This window comes from Urbifossiella limnaea (genome assembly GCF_007747215.1).
Classification (GTDB): Bacteria; Planctomycetota; Planctomycetia; order Gemmatales; family Gemmataceae; genus Urbifossiella; species Urbifossiella limnaea.
This window is the reverse complement of record NZ_CP036273.1, coordinates 2,034,650-2,051,266: the sequence shown is the minus strand read 5'-3', so window position 1 is coordinate 2,051,266 and position 16,617 is coordinate 2,034,650. Positions and strand designations below refer to the sequence as shown.

At 72.5% G+C, this 16,617-nt stretch carries 16 protein-coding genes; 7 read left to right on the top strand and 9 right to left on the bottom strand.

Translation table 11 applies throughout. The annotated features are described in order from the left end of the window. Positions 1 to 58: 58 nt before the first annotated feature. The gene (locus ETAA1_RS08145; protein WP_145236127.1) at positions 59 to 412 is read right to left on the bottom strand and encodes an RNA recognition motif domain-containing protein; all 354 of its coding nucleotides are present in this window, start codon (positions 410 to 412) and stop codon (positions 59 to 61) included. Positions 413 to 772: 360 nt separating this feature from the next. On the opposite strand from ETAA1_RS08145, the gene ETAA1_RS08140 reads away from it, so the two are divergent. From ETAA1_RS08140 to ETAA1_RS08130, 3 genes are all read left to right on the top strand, one after another. After that, the gene (locus ETAA1_RS08140; RefSeq protein ID WP_145236124.1) at positions 773 to 970 is read left to right on the top strand and encodes a hypothetical protein; all 198 of its coding nucleotides are present in this window, start codon (positions 773 to 775) and stop codon (positions 968 to 970) included. A 286-nt stretch (positions 971 to 1,256) separates the two neighbouring features. Beyond that, complete coding sequence (locus ETAA1_RS08135; protein ID WP_145236122.1) at positions 1,257 to 1,574, top strand: RNA recognition motif domain-containing protein; 318 nt, start codon at positions 1,257 to 1,259, stop codon at positions 1,572 to 1,574. Positions 1,575 to 1,615: 41 nt separating this feature from the next. Next, the gene (locus ETAA1_RS08130) at positions 1,616 to 1,987 is read left to right on the top strand and encodes a hypothetical protein (RefSeq protein WP_145236119.1); all 372 of its coding nucleotides are present in this window, start codon (positions 1,616 to 1,618) and stop codon (positions 1,985 to 1,987) included. Positions 1,988 to 1,990: 3 nt separating this feature from the next. On the opposite strand, the gene ETAA1_RS08125 is transcribed toward ETAA1_RS08130, so the two are convergent. From ETAA1_RS08125 to ETAA1_RS08100, 6 genes are all read right to left on the bottom strand, one after another. Continuing rightward, positions 1,991 to 2,254: a hypothetical protein gene (locus ETAA1_RS08125; protein ID WP_145236117.1), complete on the bottom strand. Its 264-nt coding sequence runs from the start codon at positions 2,252 to 2,254 to the stop codon at positions 1,991 to 1,993. A 32-nt stretch (positions 2,255 to 2,286) separates the two neighbouring features. Next, entirely contained in the window at positions 2,287 to 3,036 is a 750-nt protein-coding gene (locus ETAA1_RS08120; protein WP_145236114.1) for a sensor histidine kinase, read from the bottom strand. Between the two features lie 43 nt (positions 3,037 to 3,079). Further along, entirely contained in the window at positions 3,080 to 3,529 is a 450-nt protein-coding gene (locus ETAA1_RS08115) for an FKBP-type peptidyl-prolyl cis-trans isomerase (RefSeq protein WP_145236112.1), read from the bottom strand. A 48-nt stretch (positions 3,530 to 3,577) separates the two neighbouring features. Continuing rightward, a complete protein-coding gene (locus tag ETAA1_RS08110; RefSeq protein ID WP_145236109.1) occupies positions 3,578 to 3,961 on the bottom strand; it encodes a hypothetical protein in 384 nt (127 codons plus the stop codon). A gap of 256 nt (positions 3,962 to 4,217) precedes the next feature. Beyond that, positions 4,218 to 4,595, bottom strand: a complete 378-nt coding sequence (locus tag ETAA1_RS31660; protein WP_202920746.1) for a hypothetical protein — start codon at positions 4,593 to 4,595, stop codon at positions 4,218 to 4,220. A gap of 79 nt (positions 4,596 to 4,674) precedes the next feature. After that, positions 4,675 to 4,920 carry a hypothetical protein gene (locus ETAA1_RS08100; protein ID WP_145236103.1) on the bottom strand — a complete coding sequence of 82 codons (246 nt, stop codon included), beginning with the start codon at positions 4,918 to 4,920 and terminating at the stop codon, positions 4,675 to 4,677. A gap of 505 nt (positions 4,921 to 5,425) precedes the next feature. On the opposite strand from ETAA1_RS08100, the gene ETAA1_RS08095 reads away from it, so the two are divergent. From ETAA1_RS08095 to ETAA1_RS08085, 3 genes are all read left to right on the top strand, one after another. Next, on the top strand, positions 5,426 to 5,710 hold the full coding sequence (locus ETAA1_RS08095) for a hypothetical protein (RefSeq protein ID WP_145236100.1): 285 nt from the start codon (positions 5,426 to 5,428) through the stop codon (positions 5,708 to 5,710). Between the two features lie 124 nt (positions 5,711 to 5,834). After that, a complete protein-coding gene (locus ETAA1_RS08090; RefSeq protein ID WP_145236098.1) occupies positions 5,835 to 6,071 on the top strand; it encodes a hypothetical protein in 237 nt (78 codons plus the stop codon). Positions 6,072 to 6,240: 169 nt separating this feature from the next. Then, positions 6,241 to 8,064, top strand: a complete 1,824-nt coding sequence (locus ETAA1_RS08085; RefSeq protein WP_145236095.1) for a tetratricopeptide repeat protein — start codon at positions 6,241 to 6,243, stop codon at positions 8,062 to 8,064. Between the two features lie 5 nt (positions 8,065 to 8,069). Here the strand turns inward: ETAA1_RS08085 and ETAA1_RS08080 are convergent, their stop codons facing one another. Next, positions 8,070 to 11,198 (bottom strand): VWA domain-containing protein, encoded by a 3,129-nt coding sequence (locus ETAA1_RS08080; RefSeq protein ID WP_145236092.1) that lies wholly within the window; start codon positions 11,196 to 11,198, stop codon positions 8,070 to 8,072. A gap of 68 nt (positions 11,199 to 11,266) precedes the next feature. After that, positions 11,267 to 13,075 carry a protein kinase domain-containing protein gene (locus tag ETAA1_RS08075; protein ID WP_145236089.1) on the bottom strand — a complete coding sequence of 603 codons (1,809 nt, stop codon included), beginning with the start codon at positions 13,073 to 13,075 and terminating at the stop codon, positions 11,267 to 11,269. A gap of 73 nt (positions 13,076 to 13,148) precedes the next feature. On the opposite strand from ETAA1_RS08075, the gene ETAA1_RS08070 reads away from it, so the two are divergent. Continuing rightward, on the top strand, positions 13,149 to 16,607 hold the full coding sequence (locus ETAA1_RS08070) for a caspase family protein (RefSeq protein ID WP_145236086.1): 3,459 nt from the start codon (positions 13,149 to 13,151) through the stop codon (positions 16,605 to 16,607). Positions 16,608 to 16,617 lie beyond the last annotated feature (10 nt).

Sequence of the window (16,617 nt, the reverse complement as noted above, 5' to 3'; positions counted from 1 at the left end):
AAGCCCGGGGATTGCGGTCCCCGGGCTTTCTAGCTTACAACGTTTTTCCGGTGCCGGGTTAGTACCGCCGGCCGCCGCTGCTGCCGCCGTACCCGCCGCCGCCGCCCGACCCGCCGCGGCTGCCGCCGTACCCGCCGCCGCCGCCCGACCCGCCGGACCGCGGCCGGTCCTCACGGGGCTTGGCCTCGTTCACCGTCAGGTTGCGGCCCTGGAACTCGGCCATGTTGGTCGCCTGAATCGCCTCGTCCCCGCCGTTCGTCATCTCGACGAACGCGAACCCGCGGCTCCGCCCGGTCTCCCGGTCGGTCACGATCTGGGCGCTCGACACCTGGCCGTACCGGCCGAACAGCTCCAGCAGGTCGTCCGAGGTAGTGCCGAAGGCCAGGTTCCCCACGTACAGCTTCTTGCTCACGAAACACCTTCTGCGGCCGGAGGTCCGGCCGCGCTACGAGATACGGCGCCCCGCCGACGGTCGGCGGGGCGGACGCGCGAACGCGGCGGGGGCGTCGGCCCGCGCCGGGCGGCCACATCGGTCGGACGATCTCGGGGGGCGGCTTCGGGAGGTGATCTCGGAGCTACGCGACCAAGACGGGCCAGCTGAGAGGCTGCGGGTTCGTCGTCGGACGGGCCGGTCGGCCCTCCACATTAAAACTATACCGGGTCCGGACCGCGGAACCTAGCCGAATCCGGATTTCATGCCTCGCACGTCTTCGACCGATACAGTAAAGCCGCCGGACGGCCGGCTCGCCCGCACCCGCCCGGAGTCGAACACATGACCGCCGACGAGACGACCGACGCTCCCGCCGCGGACCCCCGCAAGGACATCTTCCGGGCCGTGGTGGAGGCTCAGGACGGCGGAATGACCGTGGCCGCGTCGCGCGCCGCCGTCGCCGGACAGTTCGGCGTGTCCGAGGCCGAGGTCAAGGACATCGAGCGCGAGGGGCTCGCCGGCGGGTGGCCGCCGCTCTGACGCGCAGGGCCGAACTATTCCGCGGAATCCTCTCGCCCCGGCGCTCGGCCCCGGTTAGCATCAACCCGCACCCGCGGGACAGACCCGCGGGCCGACGCTCGAACTCGACTGCTTCTCCCGTCCCGCCACCTCTTGGTGCCGTCCCGGTCTCTTCCGGCGCCGCCCCCAGGAACGCTCGACCGGCGTCGCCGCCGCAGCCGGAGCTCCCGGCCGGTTCGCACGTACCCCCCGGTCCCGGGGGGCTCCTCACGCTCGAAAGCGGCCGGGACCGGCCGCCGGAGCAGTCATGGCAAAGCGCCTGTACGTCGGCAACCTGGGCTGGGGCGTGACGGACGACCAGCTGCGGGAGCTGTTCTCCGCTCACGGGTCGGTCCAGCTCGCCCAGGTGGTGATGGACCGCGACACCGGTCGGTCGAAGGGGTTCGGCTTCGTCGAGATGACGACCGACCAGGAAGCCCAGGCGGCGATCGCCGCGATGAACACGGTGGTGGTGGACGGCCGGCCGCTGACGGTGAACGAGGCCCGGCCGAAGGAAGACCGCGGAGGTGGTGGCGGGCGTGGCGGGTATGGTGGCGGCGGCGGCGGCGGCGGGCGGCGGTACTAACCCACCCCGCCCCGCACCATACACACCGACGGAGGCACCACGTGAAGCGCAACGAACGACCCGCCCGCCTCGCCGACGAGGACGGGACACGCTACCTGGTTGTGGACCGCCGGTTCTCGACTCCCATCACCATTCTGCTCGACCTCGACCCTACGGCGGAGCCCGGCTTTCCCGGCTTCGCCGTCCGCGAGGTGACACTCGACCCGCCCGGCCACCTGGAAGGGTCCGGAGTGTCGGCCCGGGACGCAATCGGCCGCGACCCTGGGCACCTCGACCAGTTCCGCTCGTTCCCGTCCGACCGGGCGGTCGCACGGGCGGGGTTCATCCTGATCGAGCCGCGGTACGTCGGCCCGAACTGGTCGGCGTACGTCCTGGCGTTCAAGCCCGACGGCGAGCGGCCGCAGCGGCGGTAGCGGTCAGTAGCTGCGGACGATCGGCGGGGCCGACCCGGTCAGTTTCCCGTCGGCGTCGGTGGTGACGAAGAAGCTGTGGGCGATCCGGGCCTTGGTCGGGTCGCCCCCAACGAGCACGTTCACCCGGTGGCTGGTTTCGGTCACCCGGGTCGCAGTTACCCGGAGGAACTCGGCCGGGCGGCCGAGGGCGGACAGTACCGCCCGGCCGACGGCGTTCGTCGCGCCAGAGGACTCGATCTCCGCCAGGGCGGCGAGTTGCTTCGACATACGTACTCCGAATCTGGGGCGTGTGGGCGGGGTCAGTCAAGGTAGTCGAGGAGGTCGTAGCGCGGCAGGGTGACGAGGTAGTCGGTGCCGCGGCCGGCACGAGGGGTTGGGGTCATCGTCCCGCCGCTCTGTTCGACCAGCAGGCGGACCACGGCGAGGCCGGCGGCCAAGCCGCCCAGCCGACTCGCGGGCCGGTGGAACAGGTCGAGTACCCGCCGATCAACCCCACTCGGCGGCCCGACCCCGTTGTCGGACACCCGCAACTCGTACCCCTTCGGGGTCGCCCGGAGCCCGACCGCGACCCACCCCAGGTCCGCTGCCGGGTCGCGGTGGCGGAGGGCGTCGGCGACCAGGTTCCCGAGGATGTGCCGGAACCGGGCAGGGAACCACTCGACGTGGTCCTGCTCCAACTCCAGCCGCAGCTCCACCCGGCGGGCGCCCGTCAGCCGCTGCTGCCACCGGAACACCTGCTCGGCGACCGGGCGGACGGCTATCGCCACCACCTGGTCGTGGGCCGGGTGGTAGCCGGGCGGGTCGTGAAGGTCTTGTACCACCTCGACGAGCCCCCGGGCGGTGGCCTCGACCTCCCCGAGCGTCGGATGCGGAACGCCCAGGTCCCGGCCAGTACAGAGCGAGAGGATGTGGGCGAGCGACTTCGTCGCCTGCCGTTCGAGGAACCGGCTCTGGCGGCGGAGGCGGTCCACCTCCAACTCCAGGTCGGCGACATACGCCAGCAGCCGGTCCGTGTCGGCGACCGGTTTCGCGGTGGGAATGTCGGTCATCGGCTGCCCTCCGGGCGGCGGGTGCGGGCGGACCGATCGCGTCTCAGTTCGCGGGCGCGGTCGAGGCTTCGAAGGCGACGAGTCGCACCTCCAGGTCGAGCGCCTGGCCGCAGCGCGGGTGGTTGGCATCCACAAGCACATCCTTGGCGCGGACCTCGATCACTCGCACCCGCCGCGACCGGCCGCCGCTCAGCCGCATTCGCGCCGGCCGGCCCGGGGTGAGGGTCGCTTCGGCCGCGAACCGGGTCCGCGAGACGCACACGACGCGGGTGGGGTCGGTGGCGCCGAACGCCCGGTCGGCCGGGACGGTGAACCGCGCCGTGTCGCCGGCCTTCAGCCCGACCAGTTCGCCCCAGAGCCCGGGGAGCCGCGGGTGGCGGGTGCCGACGGTCACGCCGAGCGGCGCCGCGTCCGGCGAGGATCGGACCGCCCCGTCCGCGTACCGCTTCACGAAGTGGACCAAAACCCGGTCGCCGACCTGACTCATTCGCATCGGACTGTCTTTCCCGAAAGGGAGGGCGGAATCGGGCGGGTTGGGTGGTCAGACGGCCGCCGCCGGCGGCTCGTAGGGGTCCTTGACGAGTTGTAGACAGTACGTCCCGGTCTTCCGCTCCCGGTACTCGGCGAGCCGGGCGTCGGCCCCGACCCGGTCGCGGTACTCGAACACCGCGACCCGCTTCAACCCGCCGTCGCACACCGCCCACCGGGCGACCATCCGCGGCGGAACCTTGGCCGTTCGTTTCCGCACCCGCGGCTTGGCCGGCACCTTGGGCACCTTGGCCGCCTTCGCCGCGGTCTTACGAGCGCGCGGCTTCTTGGCGGGTGCCGAGGTGTCGTCGTCGTCTACCGTGTCGTCGCTCGCGTCGGCCTCGACGTGGTCGTGCTCGTCGCGCAGGGCGCGGCGGCTCAGGGTTCGCCCGGCCATGGTGGAACTCGTGTGGAATGGCACGGCCGCCCGGAACGGGTCCGGTGGGCGGGAGTGGCGGCTCTCGCGGGGGTTAGAACACCCGCTCCGCACACTTGATGTCGGCCACGTCCAGGAGTAGGGACTGCTGGTGGAGGCGGTTGGCACCAGGAATGAAGAGCACTCCCCAGAATCTTACCCGTGGACTGGCGCGAAAACTAGAGCAAAAGTTAAAATATCCGGCCCGCCGGGGCGCGGGCGCGGGACGACTCGACGGTCAGGCGGGGGGCACGGCCGAGACGCCCGGGCCGGTGTCCGGGAGAACCTGACGGAGCTCGGCCATCCAGCGGGCGAAGAGAGTCCGGTAGTCGGCCGCGCGCCGGCCGTCGGGCGGGGCGGCGGCCTCGAACTCGGCCCGGACCCCGACTCCCCTCTCGCGGTGCTGGAGCTTGATGACCGCCTGGTAAGGGAGCCACCGTAGAGGCGCCAGTCGCCCGAGCACCGGGCCGAACCAACAGGCTTCGTGGCGGGCATGAACCTCCCCGCTCTGCTCGCCCGTCACCCGCATCCCGCGGGCGCGGAGGAAGGTGGTAACCGCGGTCTGATGCCCGCCGACCGAGCCGGTTGTGATCCACCCGTCGCTCACCCGTTCCATGCCGCCCTCGCCGGTGTGTGGGGCCGCGACCGCTCGTCCGCGGCGCGGCCCTGCTCCACACCATGCACGTCCGGCGCCGTCACGCCGCGGTTGCGCGCGTCCCGCGCGGGACGGAGTCGCCGGAGTTGCCCCGGGCCAGCCGCTCGGCCTCGCCCTCGCTCGGGATGCCGGCGCGGATCAGCCGGTTGTGGCCCGGGGCCGACGCCTCCAGGGCCTCCCACGCGGCCTGGTCGCAGACGGCGTTCGGCCCCGTCGGATGCCCCTTGACGGCCGCCTGGTACACCACCCACGCGTTGGACCGCTGCGACTGCCGGAACGTATTCATCGCGTCTCCTCGCCGGGGGAAGCCCGGGCTTACCGAATAGTATCGGCTAACCGGGAGGCGCGGGGTCAGGAATCGGTGAACCGGCCGTCGGACACCTGGGGCGCCGGGTCTGTGCTAGGATGCACCGCCCGTGCGTCCGGTCCCTCCGTCGGGTGGGTGGCATGTCGTCATCGGTCTTCACGCCCGTACGCCCGGCCGAACCCGCCGAATCTTCGTTCCTCGTCGGCTGCTCGATCGGGTTGGCGCTCGGAGGGGCACTCGCGATTCCCCTGTGCGTCCTGCTGCTGAAGCTATGACGCGAGGCGACGGCCGCGACGACAACCTCCTCGCCGGTACTTCACGGCTGGCGTCGCACCCCGCATCCTGCTATCTACTCGTGGTATGTACCCTTCGCCCAGCACCGAGGCGTTCAATGAATCTGTCGCGGCGTGAGAAGTTGGACCGCGAGGCGGGCCCCCGGGGCGGAAGTCGGAAGGCACCGGCCGCCGTCGCCGGTCCCGAGCCGGTGCCGCCGGTCGACCCCGCGCCCGAGGCCGAGACACCGGCTCCTACTCCTGCTGCTGCGGCGGAGCACCCGAAGCTGCCCCGGTTCGTGCGACCGGCTGCGGAGAAGCGGACGGCCGCGAGCCCGGCGCTGCCGCCGCCGCCGACCACAAGCCTGGCGGGAAAGGTCATGTCCCGGAACCTGACGGTGACACCGAAGGGCGCGGCCGTCGGGGCCAAAGGGCCGCAGGCCTCCCGGGGGCCGATCGCCAACACCAAGAAGGGCACGGCCGGCCGACGGAAGTAGCCGCTGCCTTCCCCAAATGTCGTGGCCGGCGAAGATTGGCATGGTTTAAAATTTTGGAAACTGTTAGGGTGTAGTTGCACGCGGCGAATTCCCGCCGCCCACTTCGGCCCTACGGTCTCCCCCCATGTCCGCCTGGAAGGTCCTCCTGATCGTCGTGCTCGCCGTCGCGTCCCTCGGCCTGGCAATGGCAACCGTGGCGATCCCCATCGCCCAGACCGGCGGCGACCGCTGGGTCTGGCTGGGCGGCCTCCTCTCGGCCACGCTCGTGACCGGAACGCTACTCTGGCTGTTCCTCCGGCACGCCGGGAAGTCCCTCGACATGCCGCCCCGGTGGGCCGCCAAGCACTTGGCCAGCCGCTAACCGGTGCGTCCACGCGTGCCGACGGAATCACCGATGCTTGAACGAATTGGGATAATTCGGGGTCGGTTCGCAAAACCCTGACCCCCGAGTCGAATCCGTGCGAAGCGACTCCTCACCCCCGCGCCCGCGGGGGTTTTTTGTTACCCCCGCGGCGGCTATCCTAACTCCCATGCCCCCCTCGCTCGTACGGGTTGCTGGAGTCGTCGCCGCGATCGCGGTCGTCGCCGCGGGCTTGTGGTGGCTTTGGCTTCGGCCACGGCCGGTGGTCGAGCCCGCCGCGCCGGAGACCGCCGCGAGCCCATACCTCAACACTCGGCCCGGCGTCGCCTACGTCGGCTCCGCCGTCTGCGTCGGCTGCCACGACAAGGACCATGCCTCGTACCTAAAGACCGGCATGAGCCGGTCGGCGGCACCGGCCGCCGCGCCCGGGGCGCCCGACGGCACCTTCGAGCACGCGGCTTCCGGCCGCCGGTTCGAGGTACGGCGAGTCGACGGCACGCCCCGGCACCGCGAGTTCCTCCTCGACCCGGCCCGCGCCGACGCGGTCCTCACCGACCTGCCGGTGGCTTTCGCCCTCGGCTCCGGCCGCCACGCCCAGACGTTCGCCTGCGACGCCGACGGGTTCCTCGCCGAGTCGCCGGTGACGTGGTACGCGTCCCGCCAGGGGTGGGGCATGTCGCCGGGGTACGACAAGCCCGTCCACCGCGGGTTCGAGCGGCCGATCGGCCCGCTGTGCGTCTACTGCCACATGGGCCGCGTCGAGCGGCTTGACAGAAGTACCCACAAGTACCGGGTCGTCGAGGCGGCGATCGGGTGCGAGCGGTGTCACGGGCCGGGGGAGCTTCACGTCAGCCACTGGCAGGACACGCCCGGCGAGCACCCGGCCCGCGACGGCCCCGGCGACCTCACCGTGGTGAACCCCCGCCGGCTGCCGCGGGCGCTCGCCGAGGCCGTCTGCCAGCAGTGCCACCTGGCCGGCGACACGTTCGTCTCGCCCCCCGGCCGCACCATCGCCGACTACCGGCCCGGGCTGCCGCTCGAAGACTTCCACGTCGTCTTCAGCCTCGTCGACCCCGACCGCGGGATGACGGTCACCGGCCACGTCGAGCAGATGCACCAGAGCAAGTGCTACCAGCGCTCGGGCACGCTGACGTGCGCGACGTGCCACAACCCGCACGGCTTCCCGGACGCGGCCGGGCGCGCGGCGCACTTCCGCGGCGTGTGCCTGACGTGCCACACGGAAGCCGCCTGCAAGTCCCCACCCGCGGCCCGCCGCGCCGCCGACCCCGAGAACGGCTGCGTCCACTGCCACATGCCGACCGGGAGGACGGACATCCCGCACGTCGCGTTCAGTCACCACCGCGTCGGGATCCACACGGACGCCGCACCCCCGCCGCCGCCGCGCGGGAGCGCCCGCGAGGTGCTGGAGCCGTTCCACGACCTGTCTCGGTTCGGCGAGTCGGCCCGCAAGCGCGCCCTCGGCATCGCGTACACGAAGGGCGGGGCTCACACCGAAATCGGCCCGGCGGCCCGCGACCTGACCCGCCGCGGCCGTGACCTGCTCGCCGAGGCCTGGGACGCCGGCGCCCGCGACTCGGAGGTCGCGGCGTCGCTGGCGGTCACGGGGTTCCGACTCGGCCTCCCCGACGCCCGGGCCTACGCCGAGGCGGCGCTGAAGGACGCCGCACTCGACCCCGAGCCTCGCACCGACGCGTTGTTCCTCCTGGGCGACGACGCCTACCGCCGCGGGGACTACGCCGCCGCCGCCGACCACTTCCGGGAGCTGACGCGCATCCGGCGCACGTCCGCCGACTGGAGCTACCTGGCCCGCTGCGAGCTGGCCCGCGGCCGCCGTGACGAGGCACTCCGGCTGTTCGAAACCGCCGCGTCGATCGGGAGCATGAACCCGCGCCTGCGGTCGGAACTGGTCGACCTGCTGGAGCGCGGCGGCGACCGCGACCGAGCCGCCCGGCACCGCCGCCTCGTGCCGTGAGCCTGTCACGACACCTCGCGCCCGCCCGCTTCCTCGCGCAGCCGGATCGTCGCGAGCCCTCCGGGCTCCGACGTCACGTCCGTCACGGCCAGCCGCGCCCCGGGCAACAGCACGTACTCGTCCTCGCCGGTGAACGCCGAGTAGCGGCGGATGCCGACCGCCTGCGCCGGTGTGATCTCGAACAGCGTGCGCCTGCCGGTGCCGCCCATGAAGCTCGTCGCCACCGACCGCTTGGCCGTACACGACGACACGCCCCACCACGTCACCGTGCCGCCCTTCGGGTACTGCCGCCGCAGGTCGGCCGCGACGCCGCGCCACAGGCTGCCGGTGTACCCGGCCAGCCTCGGCAGCGCCGTCAGCAGCAGCCGCAGGTAGCCGAAGTACGGCCTGGCGTGGTCGCGGTCCGGGTCGCGCAGCACGGCGTTGAGCCGGCGGTGGAACGACGACTCGGTGGTGTACAGGTACACGGCGGCGATCTCGTCCGCGCTCAGGTCGGTGCCCGGCCGCGCGGCCTGGAGTTGGCCGTACTGGTGGGCGCGCTTCAGGTAGAAGTCGAGCCCCGGCACCGCGGGGACCAGCGGCCCGACCGCGTCGGGGAACGCCAACAGTGGCGACGCCAGCACGCCGACAATGGCCGGCAGCGGCGCCGCCAGTTCGGCCGCGACCTCTTGCAACCGCTCCAGGTAGAGCTTGTGCAGTTCCTGCGTCTGCGTGATGAACGCACCCATCCGCTCGGCGTCGCTCGCGCCCGCGTTCCAGCCCACACTCGGCAGCCAGTCGATCTCGCCGGCGCCGACGCCGCGCAGGGCCGCGTTGATCTTCCCGAAGTGGTCGCCGTCGCAGAAGACGTCGCCCTGCGCGGCCGGGTTGCAGTGATCGACGTGCCGCACCCTCACGCCCGGGTACTTCTGCTGAAGCCGTTCGACCAGCGAGCGAAGGTTGCGGGCGTGGGCGCCCCACCAGCCGAACACGACGCCCCTGTCCGCGGGCTCGGCGCTGGCCTGCTTCGCCTTCAGAATCTCCTCGACGAGCTTCTCGACGACCGGCCGCCAGAAGGCCGCGTGCGGGTCGGCCGGGGCGCCCTTCTCGGTGCTGGCGGTGAGCGCCGCATTGAGCAGCAGCACGCCCTGCGTCAGCATCGCCTGAAACCATTCGGGCGGCTGAACGGCCTTCTCCTTCGCCAGCAGCTTGCGGATGTCGGCGATGCCGGTGGACTTCGGTAGCCCGTGCTTCGACATCACCGCGGCCTTGATGACGCAGCGGATCGACGTGACCTTGCCGAACTTGCTGTCGGCCCAGTCGGCGAACGTGTTGTCGAACATGGCAATGCCGGTGGCCGACTCGGCCCGCGGGTACGGGTTCTGCCCGAACACCACCACCTTCCACTTCTCCGGCGGGTTCGGCTTCAGCGCCTGGAACGTGAGTTCGCGCATCGGCACGACCGCCGCGTCGCGGTTCGGTCCGATGAACTCGCCGGCCCGCGGCTGCACCTCGATCACCGGCTTGAGCACCGGCAGCCACGGCTCCCCGCCGCCGGCGAACAGTTCCGTCAACTTCAGCGGGTCGGACGGGTCCGCGCTGTGGACCGCGGTCGGCTTTGTCAGTCGCTTGATCGCGCCGGACGGCTTGTAGAACGTGCCGTTCGCAGAGAGCTCGAGCCCGTCCACGACGTAGTGGACGCCCGGCTCGCGAACCGCGCGCGGGAACAGGACGCGGAACTCGCGCTCGAACCCCGCACTGACCGGCTCGACGCGGAGCTTGCCGCCGTCGCGCACGCAGCGCACCTCGACGCCGTTGCCGACCTCGGCCGTGGTGGGAAGCGAGTGCGCCGAGCCGCCGCCGCTGCCGCGGGCGGCGAGGTCGTCGCGGCCGCGGGTGCGGCCCTGGTAGGCCTGGTCGCGGAGCGTCTTGCGGTCCGGGCCGCTGAGCCCGCCGGCGGCGAAGCGGTCGGCGTAGTAGTCGAGCTGCGCCGCCTCCTCGGCCAGGTCGAACTCCTCGTCTAGCTGCTGCTGCCGGAGCCCGTCCGCGGCGGCGCGCGTCACCGCCTCCGCGTCCTTCGTGTGGAGTGCGTCGTAGTGGCGAACCGCGTCCTCTTTCGCCGCCGCGACGCGGAGCCGGGCCGCCTGTCGCACCGCGTCCACGTCGCGGACCGCGGGGGCCGTGCTCACCGGCACGGCGACCGTGAACGATCCCGCCGCGCGGACCGTTCGGCCGCCGTGCGAAATCAGGTCGCAGGTGTAGCTCACCTCGACGAGCGGAACCGCCGTCCGGCCACGGCTCTGCGGCGGAACCTCGATTGCCACGCCGAGAATCTTGTCCTCGGCGGCGTACACGTCGCCGGCGCTCACCACCAGGCCGCCGGGCGTCTCCCGGGTGGCGTAGCGGTTCAACACGTCTTTCACGACGACGCCGCTGCCGGCGGCGGGCGTCAGCGTGAGTACGAGGTTCCGAACGGCGACGGACGTGAGCGTCTCGCCCTCGATCTGGAACACCTGGCAGGCGTCCTCCGGCGTCTCGATGTAGTAGAAGTTGCCGCCCGACGCCTCGGCCATCTTCAGCAGCAGGTCTTCCTCGAAGTCGCGGCCGAAGCCGAGCGTGGTGGTGGAGACGCCGCGGGCGGCCCACCATGCCGCGTGTCCGGCAACCTTCGCCGGGTCGGTGACGCCGTGGTTCGCGGCGCCGTCGGTGAGGAGCAGTACGCGGTTGACGGCATGGTCGGCGCGGCAACAGGCGACCTGGCCGCAGCCGGCGTCCCACCCGTCGAACAGGTTCGTGGAGCCGCCGGGGCGGACCTTCCTCAGCCGCTTCATCACGGCAGCCCGGTCGGCCACCGGCTCCTGGGGCACGACCGTGTCGACGGTGTGGTCGAACGCGACGACGGAGAGGGTGTCGCGCCCGTCGAGTTGGTCGAGGAGTATCCCGGCGGCGGCGACGGCCTGGTCGAGCGGCTTGCCGGCCATGGAGCCGGACCGGTCGAGGACGAGGCCGAGGTTCAGCGGCAGCCGCGGGCCGGGACCGGCGAGAGCGCCCGTGCGCTCGACGCGGAACGTGAGGAGCACGTCGGCGGCGGTGGGCGTCTTGCCGGGCGCGAGATGCGTGCTGAGGGCGAAGTGTGGTTGCAGGATGGTGGTCATCGGCGGCCCCCCGGGGTGAGGGGGAGTATCCCCGGGCGGACGCACACTCGCAAGGTGCGCAGCGACTGTCACGGCACCGGCAGCACGACGCGGTAGCCGGTGTACGCACTCTTCTCGCGGGCGAACTGCGTCTGCGGCTCGTCGCGCTCCAGTTCCATGTCGGCGAACGTCAGCGGCGTGCGGAGGAAGTACGCCCGGCCGCGCAGTACCACCCGCGCCTCCGGATCGAACGCGGCGCCGTCGACGGGCAGCGGCGGCTGTCCGCGGCCGGGCAGGACGGCGGCGGTCCACTCGCGGCCGTTGCCGCCCATGTCGAGGAGGCCAAGCGCGTTCGCGGACCGGTCGGCGTCGGGACCGGTGGCGGGGGCGGGCTCCTTCAGCCCGACGCGCGCCGCGCCGCCGACCCGCAGGGGGCCGGCCAGCCCGCCGCGGTCGTGGAAGCCGGCGGCGTGGTCCCACTCGTCCGGCGTCGGCAGCCGGCCGCCCATCGCCGCGGCGACGGCGGCGGCCTGGGTCGCGGTCACGTTGACGACCGGCGCCGCCGGGCCGCCGGGCTGCTCGCGGTCCGGGTCGGGCACGCCACCGGCCTTGCACGCCTCCTGGTGGAGTTGGTTCCACACCTTCGCCGCCGCGAGGTAGAACGGCATCGGCGTGCCCGGCCCGCCCGTCGGCGTGATCAGCCGGAAGCGCATCGTCTCCGGGCCGCGAGTCAGCGTCACCCACTGCGGCGCTTGCCGCCCGTCCAGGAACGTCACCAGCTCCGTCCCGGGCTCCGCGACGGCCCCGGCGGGCGTGGCCGTCTCGCCGGCGCGTGAGCCGCCCTTCTCCGCGAAGAATCCGAAGTAGACACCCACTCCCAGCAGCACGACGGCCGCTGCCGCGGCGGGAATCAGCCACTTCGGCTGCGGCTTGCCCGCGGGCGTGTCGGACCGCACGACCGCGCGCCCTTCCGAATCGGCGAGCGCGGCGGCGAACGCGGCGCACGTCGGGTAGCGGTCCTCGGGCTTGCGGGCCATCGCCTTCCGCAGCACCGCCCGCTCGGCCTCCGGGATCAGGTCGTCGAAGCCGAACTTCCCCTCGACGTGGGCCGCCATCACGCCGTCGGTGGCGAACGCGAACGGCGTCTTCCCCTGCCGCAGCTCGACGTAGCTGACCGCGAGGGCGTACTGGTCGCTGGCCGGGCCGCCCTCGCCGAGCCAGATTTCCGGGGCCATGAACGCCGGCGTGCCCGCGAAGCTGACCGCCTCGACCGCCGCCGCCTGGTGCCGCACCAGTCCGAAGTCGGCGACCTTGGCGTGCCGGTTCACCACGAGGATGTTGTCCGGCTTCACGTCGCGGTGGGTAATCTGCTTCTGGTGAAGGTAGTCGAGCCCCTCGGCCGACTCGTGGAGGTAGACCAACAACTCGTCCAGCGGGATGCCCGGCCTCCCTTCGGCGATGCACTCCTTCATCCGGCCGCGGAGCGTGCCGTCGGCCAGTTCGGTGACGATGTACAGCTTGTTCCCGCCGACCCAGAAGTCCTCGGTGGCCAGCAGGTACGGGTGGCGGAGGTTCTTGATGAGTTCCAGCGACTTCAGCTCGCGCTTGGCCGTGTCCTGGTCGGCCGGCTGGTGCAGCACCTTCACAGCCTTCTCGATGCCGCTCGGGTTCTTGCGGGCCAGCCACACCTCGCCGAACGTGCCGCGGCCGAGCTGGCGCACCAACTCGTACTGCTGGGCGACCGACACCACGGCGTCGGTGCGGTCGGCTTCGGTCGCAGGCACCGGCGGCGGCGGGCCGACCTGGCCGGCGGTGCGGGTCGCTTCGGCGTTCGTGCCGGAGGCGTCGACCGGGGGGCGGTCGCCGGTGTTGACCTGCGTCTGGTCGGGCTGGTTCATCGGTGCGTCCGCGGGGGTGGGGCCATTCTAACACCCGCCGCCTACCCTGACCCCACACCACGAGGGCGCCCCCATGTTTCGCGCCGCCGCGATCGTCACTCTGGTCCTCGCAGTACCGGCGGCCGCCCAGCAGGCCGACCGCCGCAGCCGCGACGAGCCCGAGGTCGTCGTCGAGGCCGGCGGCCGCGTCGGCACCTGCGACGCCCTCGTCTTCGACAAGGCGGGGAAGTTCCTGTTCGCCGCCGGCGACGACAAGGTCGTCCGCGTCTGGCCGGTGACGGCGAAGGGGCTCGACACCGACCCGGCCCAAGGCCGCGTGCTGCGGTGGCGGGCGTGGCGCGAGCAGCGCGGCGGCATCAAGGCAATCGCCGTGTCGCCGGACGGCAACCTGGTCGCCGTCGGCGGCCTGGGGATGCGGCCGAGTACCGTCGCCGTCATCGACCGCGAGACCGGCGACCTGGTCGGGCTGACGTGGCCGAAGTCGCGGCCGGGCGTCGACAACTTTAACGCGGTCACGGCCGTGGCCTTCGCGCCGGACGGGAAGCGCGTCGGCTTCGGCACCGCCGACGGCAGCCTGTGGGTGTGGGAGCCGACGCTGCTGAAGGAGCACGAGCCGGACGCCCCGCCGTCGCCGCGGCCGCTGTGGGCCGGCCGGCACGACCCACGCAAACTCCTTAACGATACCCTCACCGAGCTGAACATCCCACGCGCGGTCCGCTTCACCGACGCGGCCACGCTCGAATCCGTCGCCCAGAGCGGCGAGGTGCGGGCCGCCGACCTCGCGGGGCCGCTCTCCGAAACGGCCGACGGCAAAGCGACGACGAGGCAACTGTTCGTCGTCAACGACGGGCAGCGGCAGCCGGTCTACCGGGCGGCGTGGAGCGCCGACGGGAAGTGGCTAGCCGCCGCGACCGAGGGGATGCCCGAGGTCCTGATCGTCTCGGCCGACGGCGCCCAGAAGCATCGTCGTCAGTTGCCGGCCGCCCGCCTGCCACGCAGCCTCGCGTGGGACGCGAAAACCAGCAGGCTGGCCGTCGGCGTAGCCGAGGTGCTACCCGCGGCGGAGGGGAAGCCGCGGTTCTACCTCGAGGGGCGCGACGACATCCACCTCTACGACCCGCCGCCGAACGGCGACGCGAAGCCGGCCATCCTGCCGTACACCGGCCCGGCCGAGGCGCTCGCCTTCCACCCCGACGGCCGACTCGCCATCGCCGGCGGCGACGCCGACGAGGTGACGTTCACCCCGATCGGCGGACCGGCGGTCACAGTCCGCGGGGCCGGGCGGCGGAACTGGGCCGTGAACCTTTCGGCTGACGGCAAGGTGCTCGGCGTGCAAACCGCCCGCACGCCGCGACCGACCGACCCCAACGCCCGCGGCTCCGGCGACTGGACCAAGTTCGACCTCGACCGCCTGGCCCCCACCCGGGCCGACACGAACTGGGTCGGTGTCCTGACCGGCGCCGACGGCTGGCGTGTCGAGCCCGACACGGTCGACAGCTTCCTGTGGCACGCAGTCCTGTCTCGGCCCGGAATGCCGGACGTGAAGCACCCCCTGACGCTCGACTGGAACCGCGACCAGGCCTCGAGGTGTTACACGTTCCTACCGGCGCGCGACGGCAAGCCGACTCGCGTGATCGTCGGCCACTACTACGGCGCGTCGCTGTTCGAACTGCGGCCCGAAGGAGCCGTCCGCGCGCGACTGTACACCGGCCACGCCGGCGAGGTACTGTCGGTGGTCGCGGCCGCGGACGGGTCGTGGTTCGTCACCGGCGGGGCGGACCACACCGTCGCCGCGTGGAGCCTCACCGACTGGGGTTCGCGGAACAACCTCGGTGCGGTCGTGGCGGTACGAGAAGGCGTTCCGGCAGTCACCGCCGTGGACACGGGTTCGCCCGCGTGGGAGGCCGGGTTGCGCGTCGGCGACCGGCTCGACTTCCTGGCCGTCGGCGGGCGGCCGCTGTACGAGCGCCGCGTGGGGCGGAAGGAAGCCGGCATCGCCGACGATGCGATGAAGGCGCTGGCGAGCCCGGTGTCCGGCACGGAACTTTTCCTGGGGCTGCAACAGCCGGGGCAGCCGCGGCGCGAGACGCTCACGACGGTGCGGCAGCGCCCCGTGTGGAAGTGGTTCGCCGGCTACCACGACAGCGGCCGCCTCACCGAGTGGGTGGCGTGGTCGTGGCACGGCTCGTACTACCACACCGCCAGCGCCCACGGCGACCGGCTCGTCGGCTGGCACGTCAACGCCCCCACGCCCGGCGTGCGGCCGGAGTTCTACCCGCTGCAACAGTTCGAGAAGCAGTTCCACCGGCCGGACGTGATCGAGAAACTGCTCGGCGCCCGCGACCTGGCCGGGGCGCTGAAACTCGCCCTCGGCGAGAACCCGGTGCCGCGGTCGTTTACACAGGTCGAGCCGGCCCCGGTGCGGATCGGCGTGACGGAGACGGAGGCCGGGCCGCAGGGCGTCACGGCCGGCGTCGTGGTGCGGCGGCGCGGGTCGAACGTGGACCTGGTGCCGGAGCGCGTCGAGTTGTGGCTGAACGACCACCGCTACAAGTCGTGGCCGGCCGGCGGCAAAGACGTGTTCGACGAGACGGTGACCGTGCCGCTGGCGGCGCTGCGGGCGGGCGAAAACCGGCTCGCGGTGGTGACGTACAACGCGCTCGGCGGGCGCTCCGAAGACTCGCGCGTGGTGCGGAACCCGCGGCCCGCACCGCCGACGGACCTCGTGGCCGTGTCGGTCGGCATCAACGACTACTCCGGGAACCGCAAGGCGGCCGGCGGGGCGCGGGCGCTCGGCGACTTGATCTTCGCCGACAAGGACGCTCGCGGCATCGCCGACGCCTTCCGCCGCTACGAGGGCGGCTGCTTCAAGCAGGCCCGCATCGACCTCCGCCTCGACGCCGACGCCACCCGCGCGAAGCTGCTCGCCGCCATCGACAAGGCCGCGGCGACGGCGAAGCCGGACGACCTGATGGTCGTGTTCTTCGCCGGCCACGGCGACCTGCTCGGCGCCGACGCGAAGGCCGGCGGCGGCAGTGAGCGGGCGCGCGGCGTGGTGACGGGGGCCGGCCGGTTCATGCTGTGCGGCCCGGACTACGCGCGGGCCGCTGCCGAGAAGACGGGGCTGGCCGCGGAGGAGCTGTTCGCCGCGCTGGCGAAGGTGAACTGCCGACAGGTGGTACTCCTGGACGCCTGCCACTCGGGGGAGGCGGCGGCGGCGAACCTCGTGCGCCGCTGCGTGCCGGACGGGCACGGCCCGTTCGTGGTGTGCAGTTGCGACCAGGGGCAGCTCTCCTACGAGCACCCGCGCGTCGGCGGCGGCGTGTTCACCGCGGCGCTGCTGGACGCGCTCGGCCCCGGCTTCCGCCGCGCCGACGCCGACACCGACGGGGCGCTAGGCGGCGACGAGTTGGTGGAGTACGTGTCGGGCCGGTTGCCGGTGTTGCTGCGGGCGGCCGGGCAGCGCGACGACGCGCAACAGCCGATCACGTTCCCACGCCGGCCGCCGTCGGCGGCGGTGGTGAGCCGGTAATTCGCTTCTT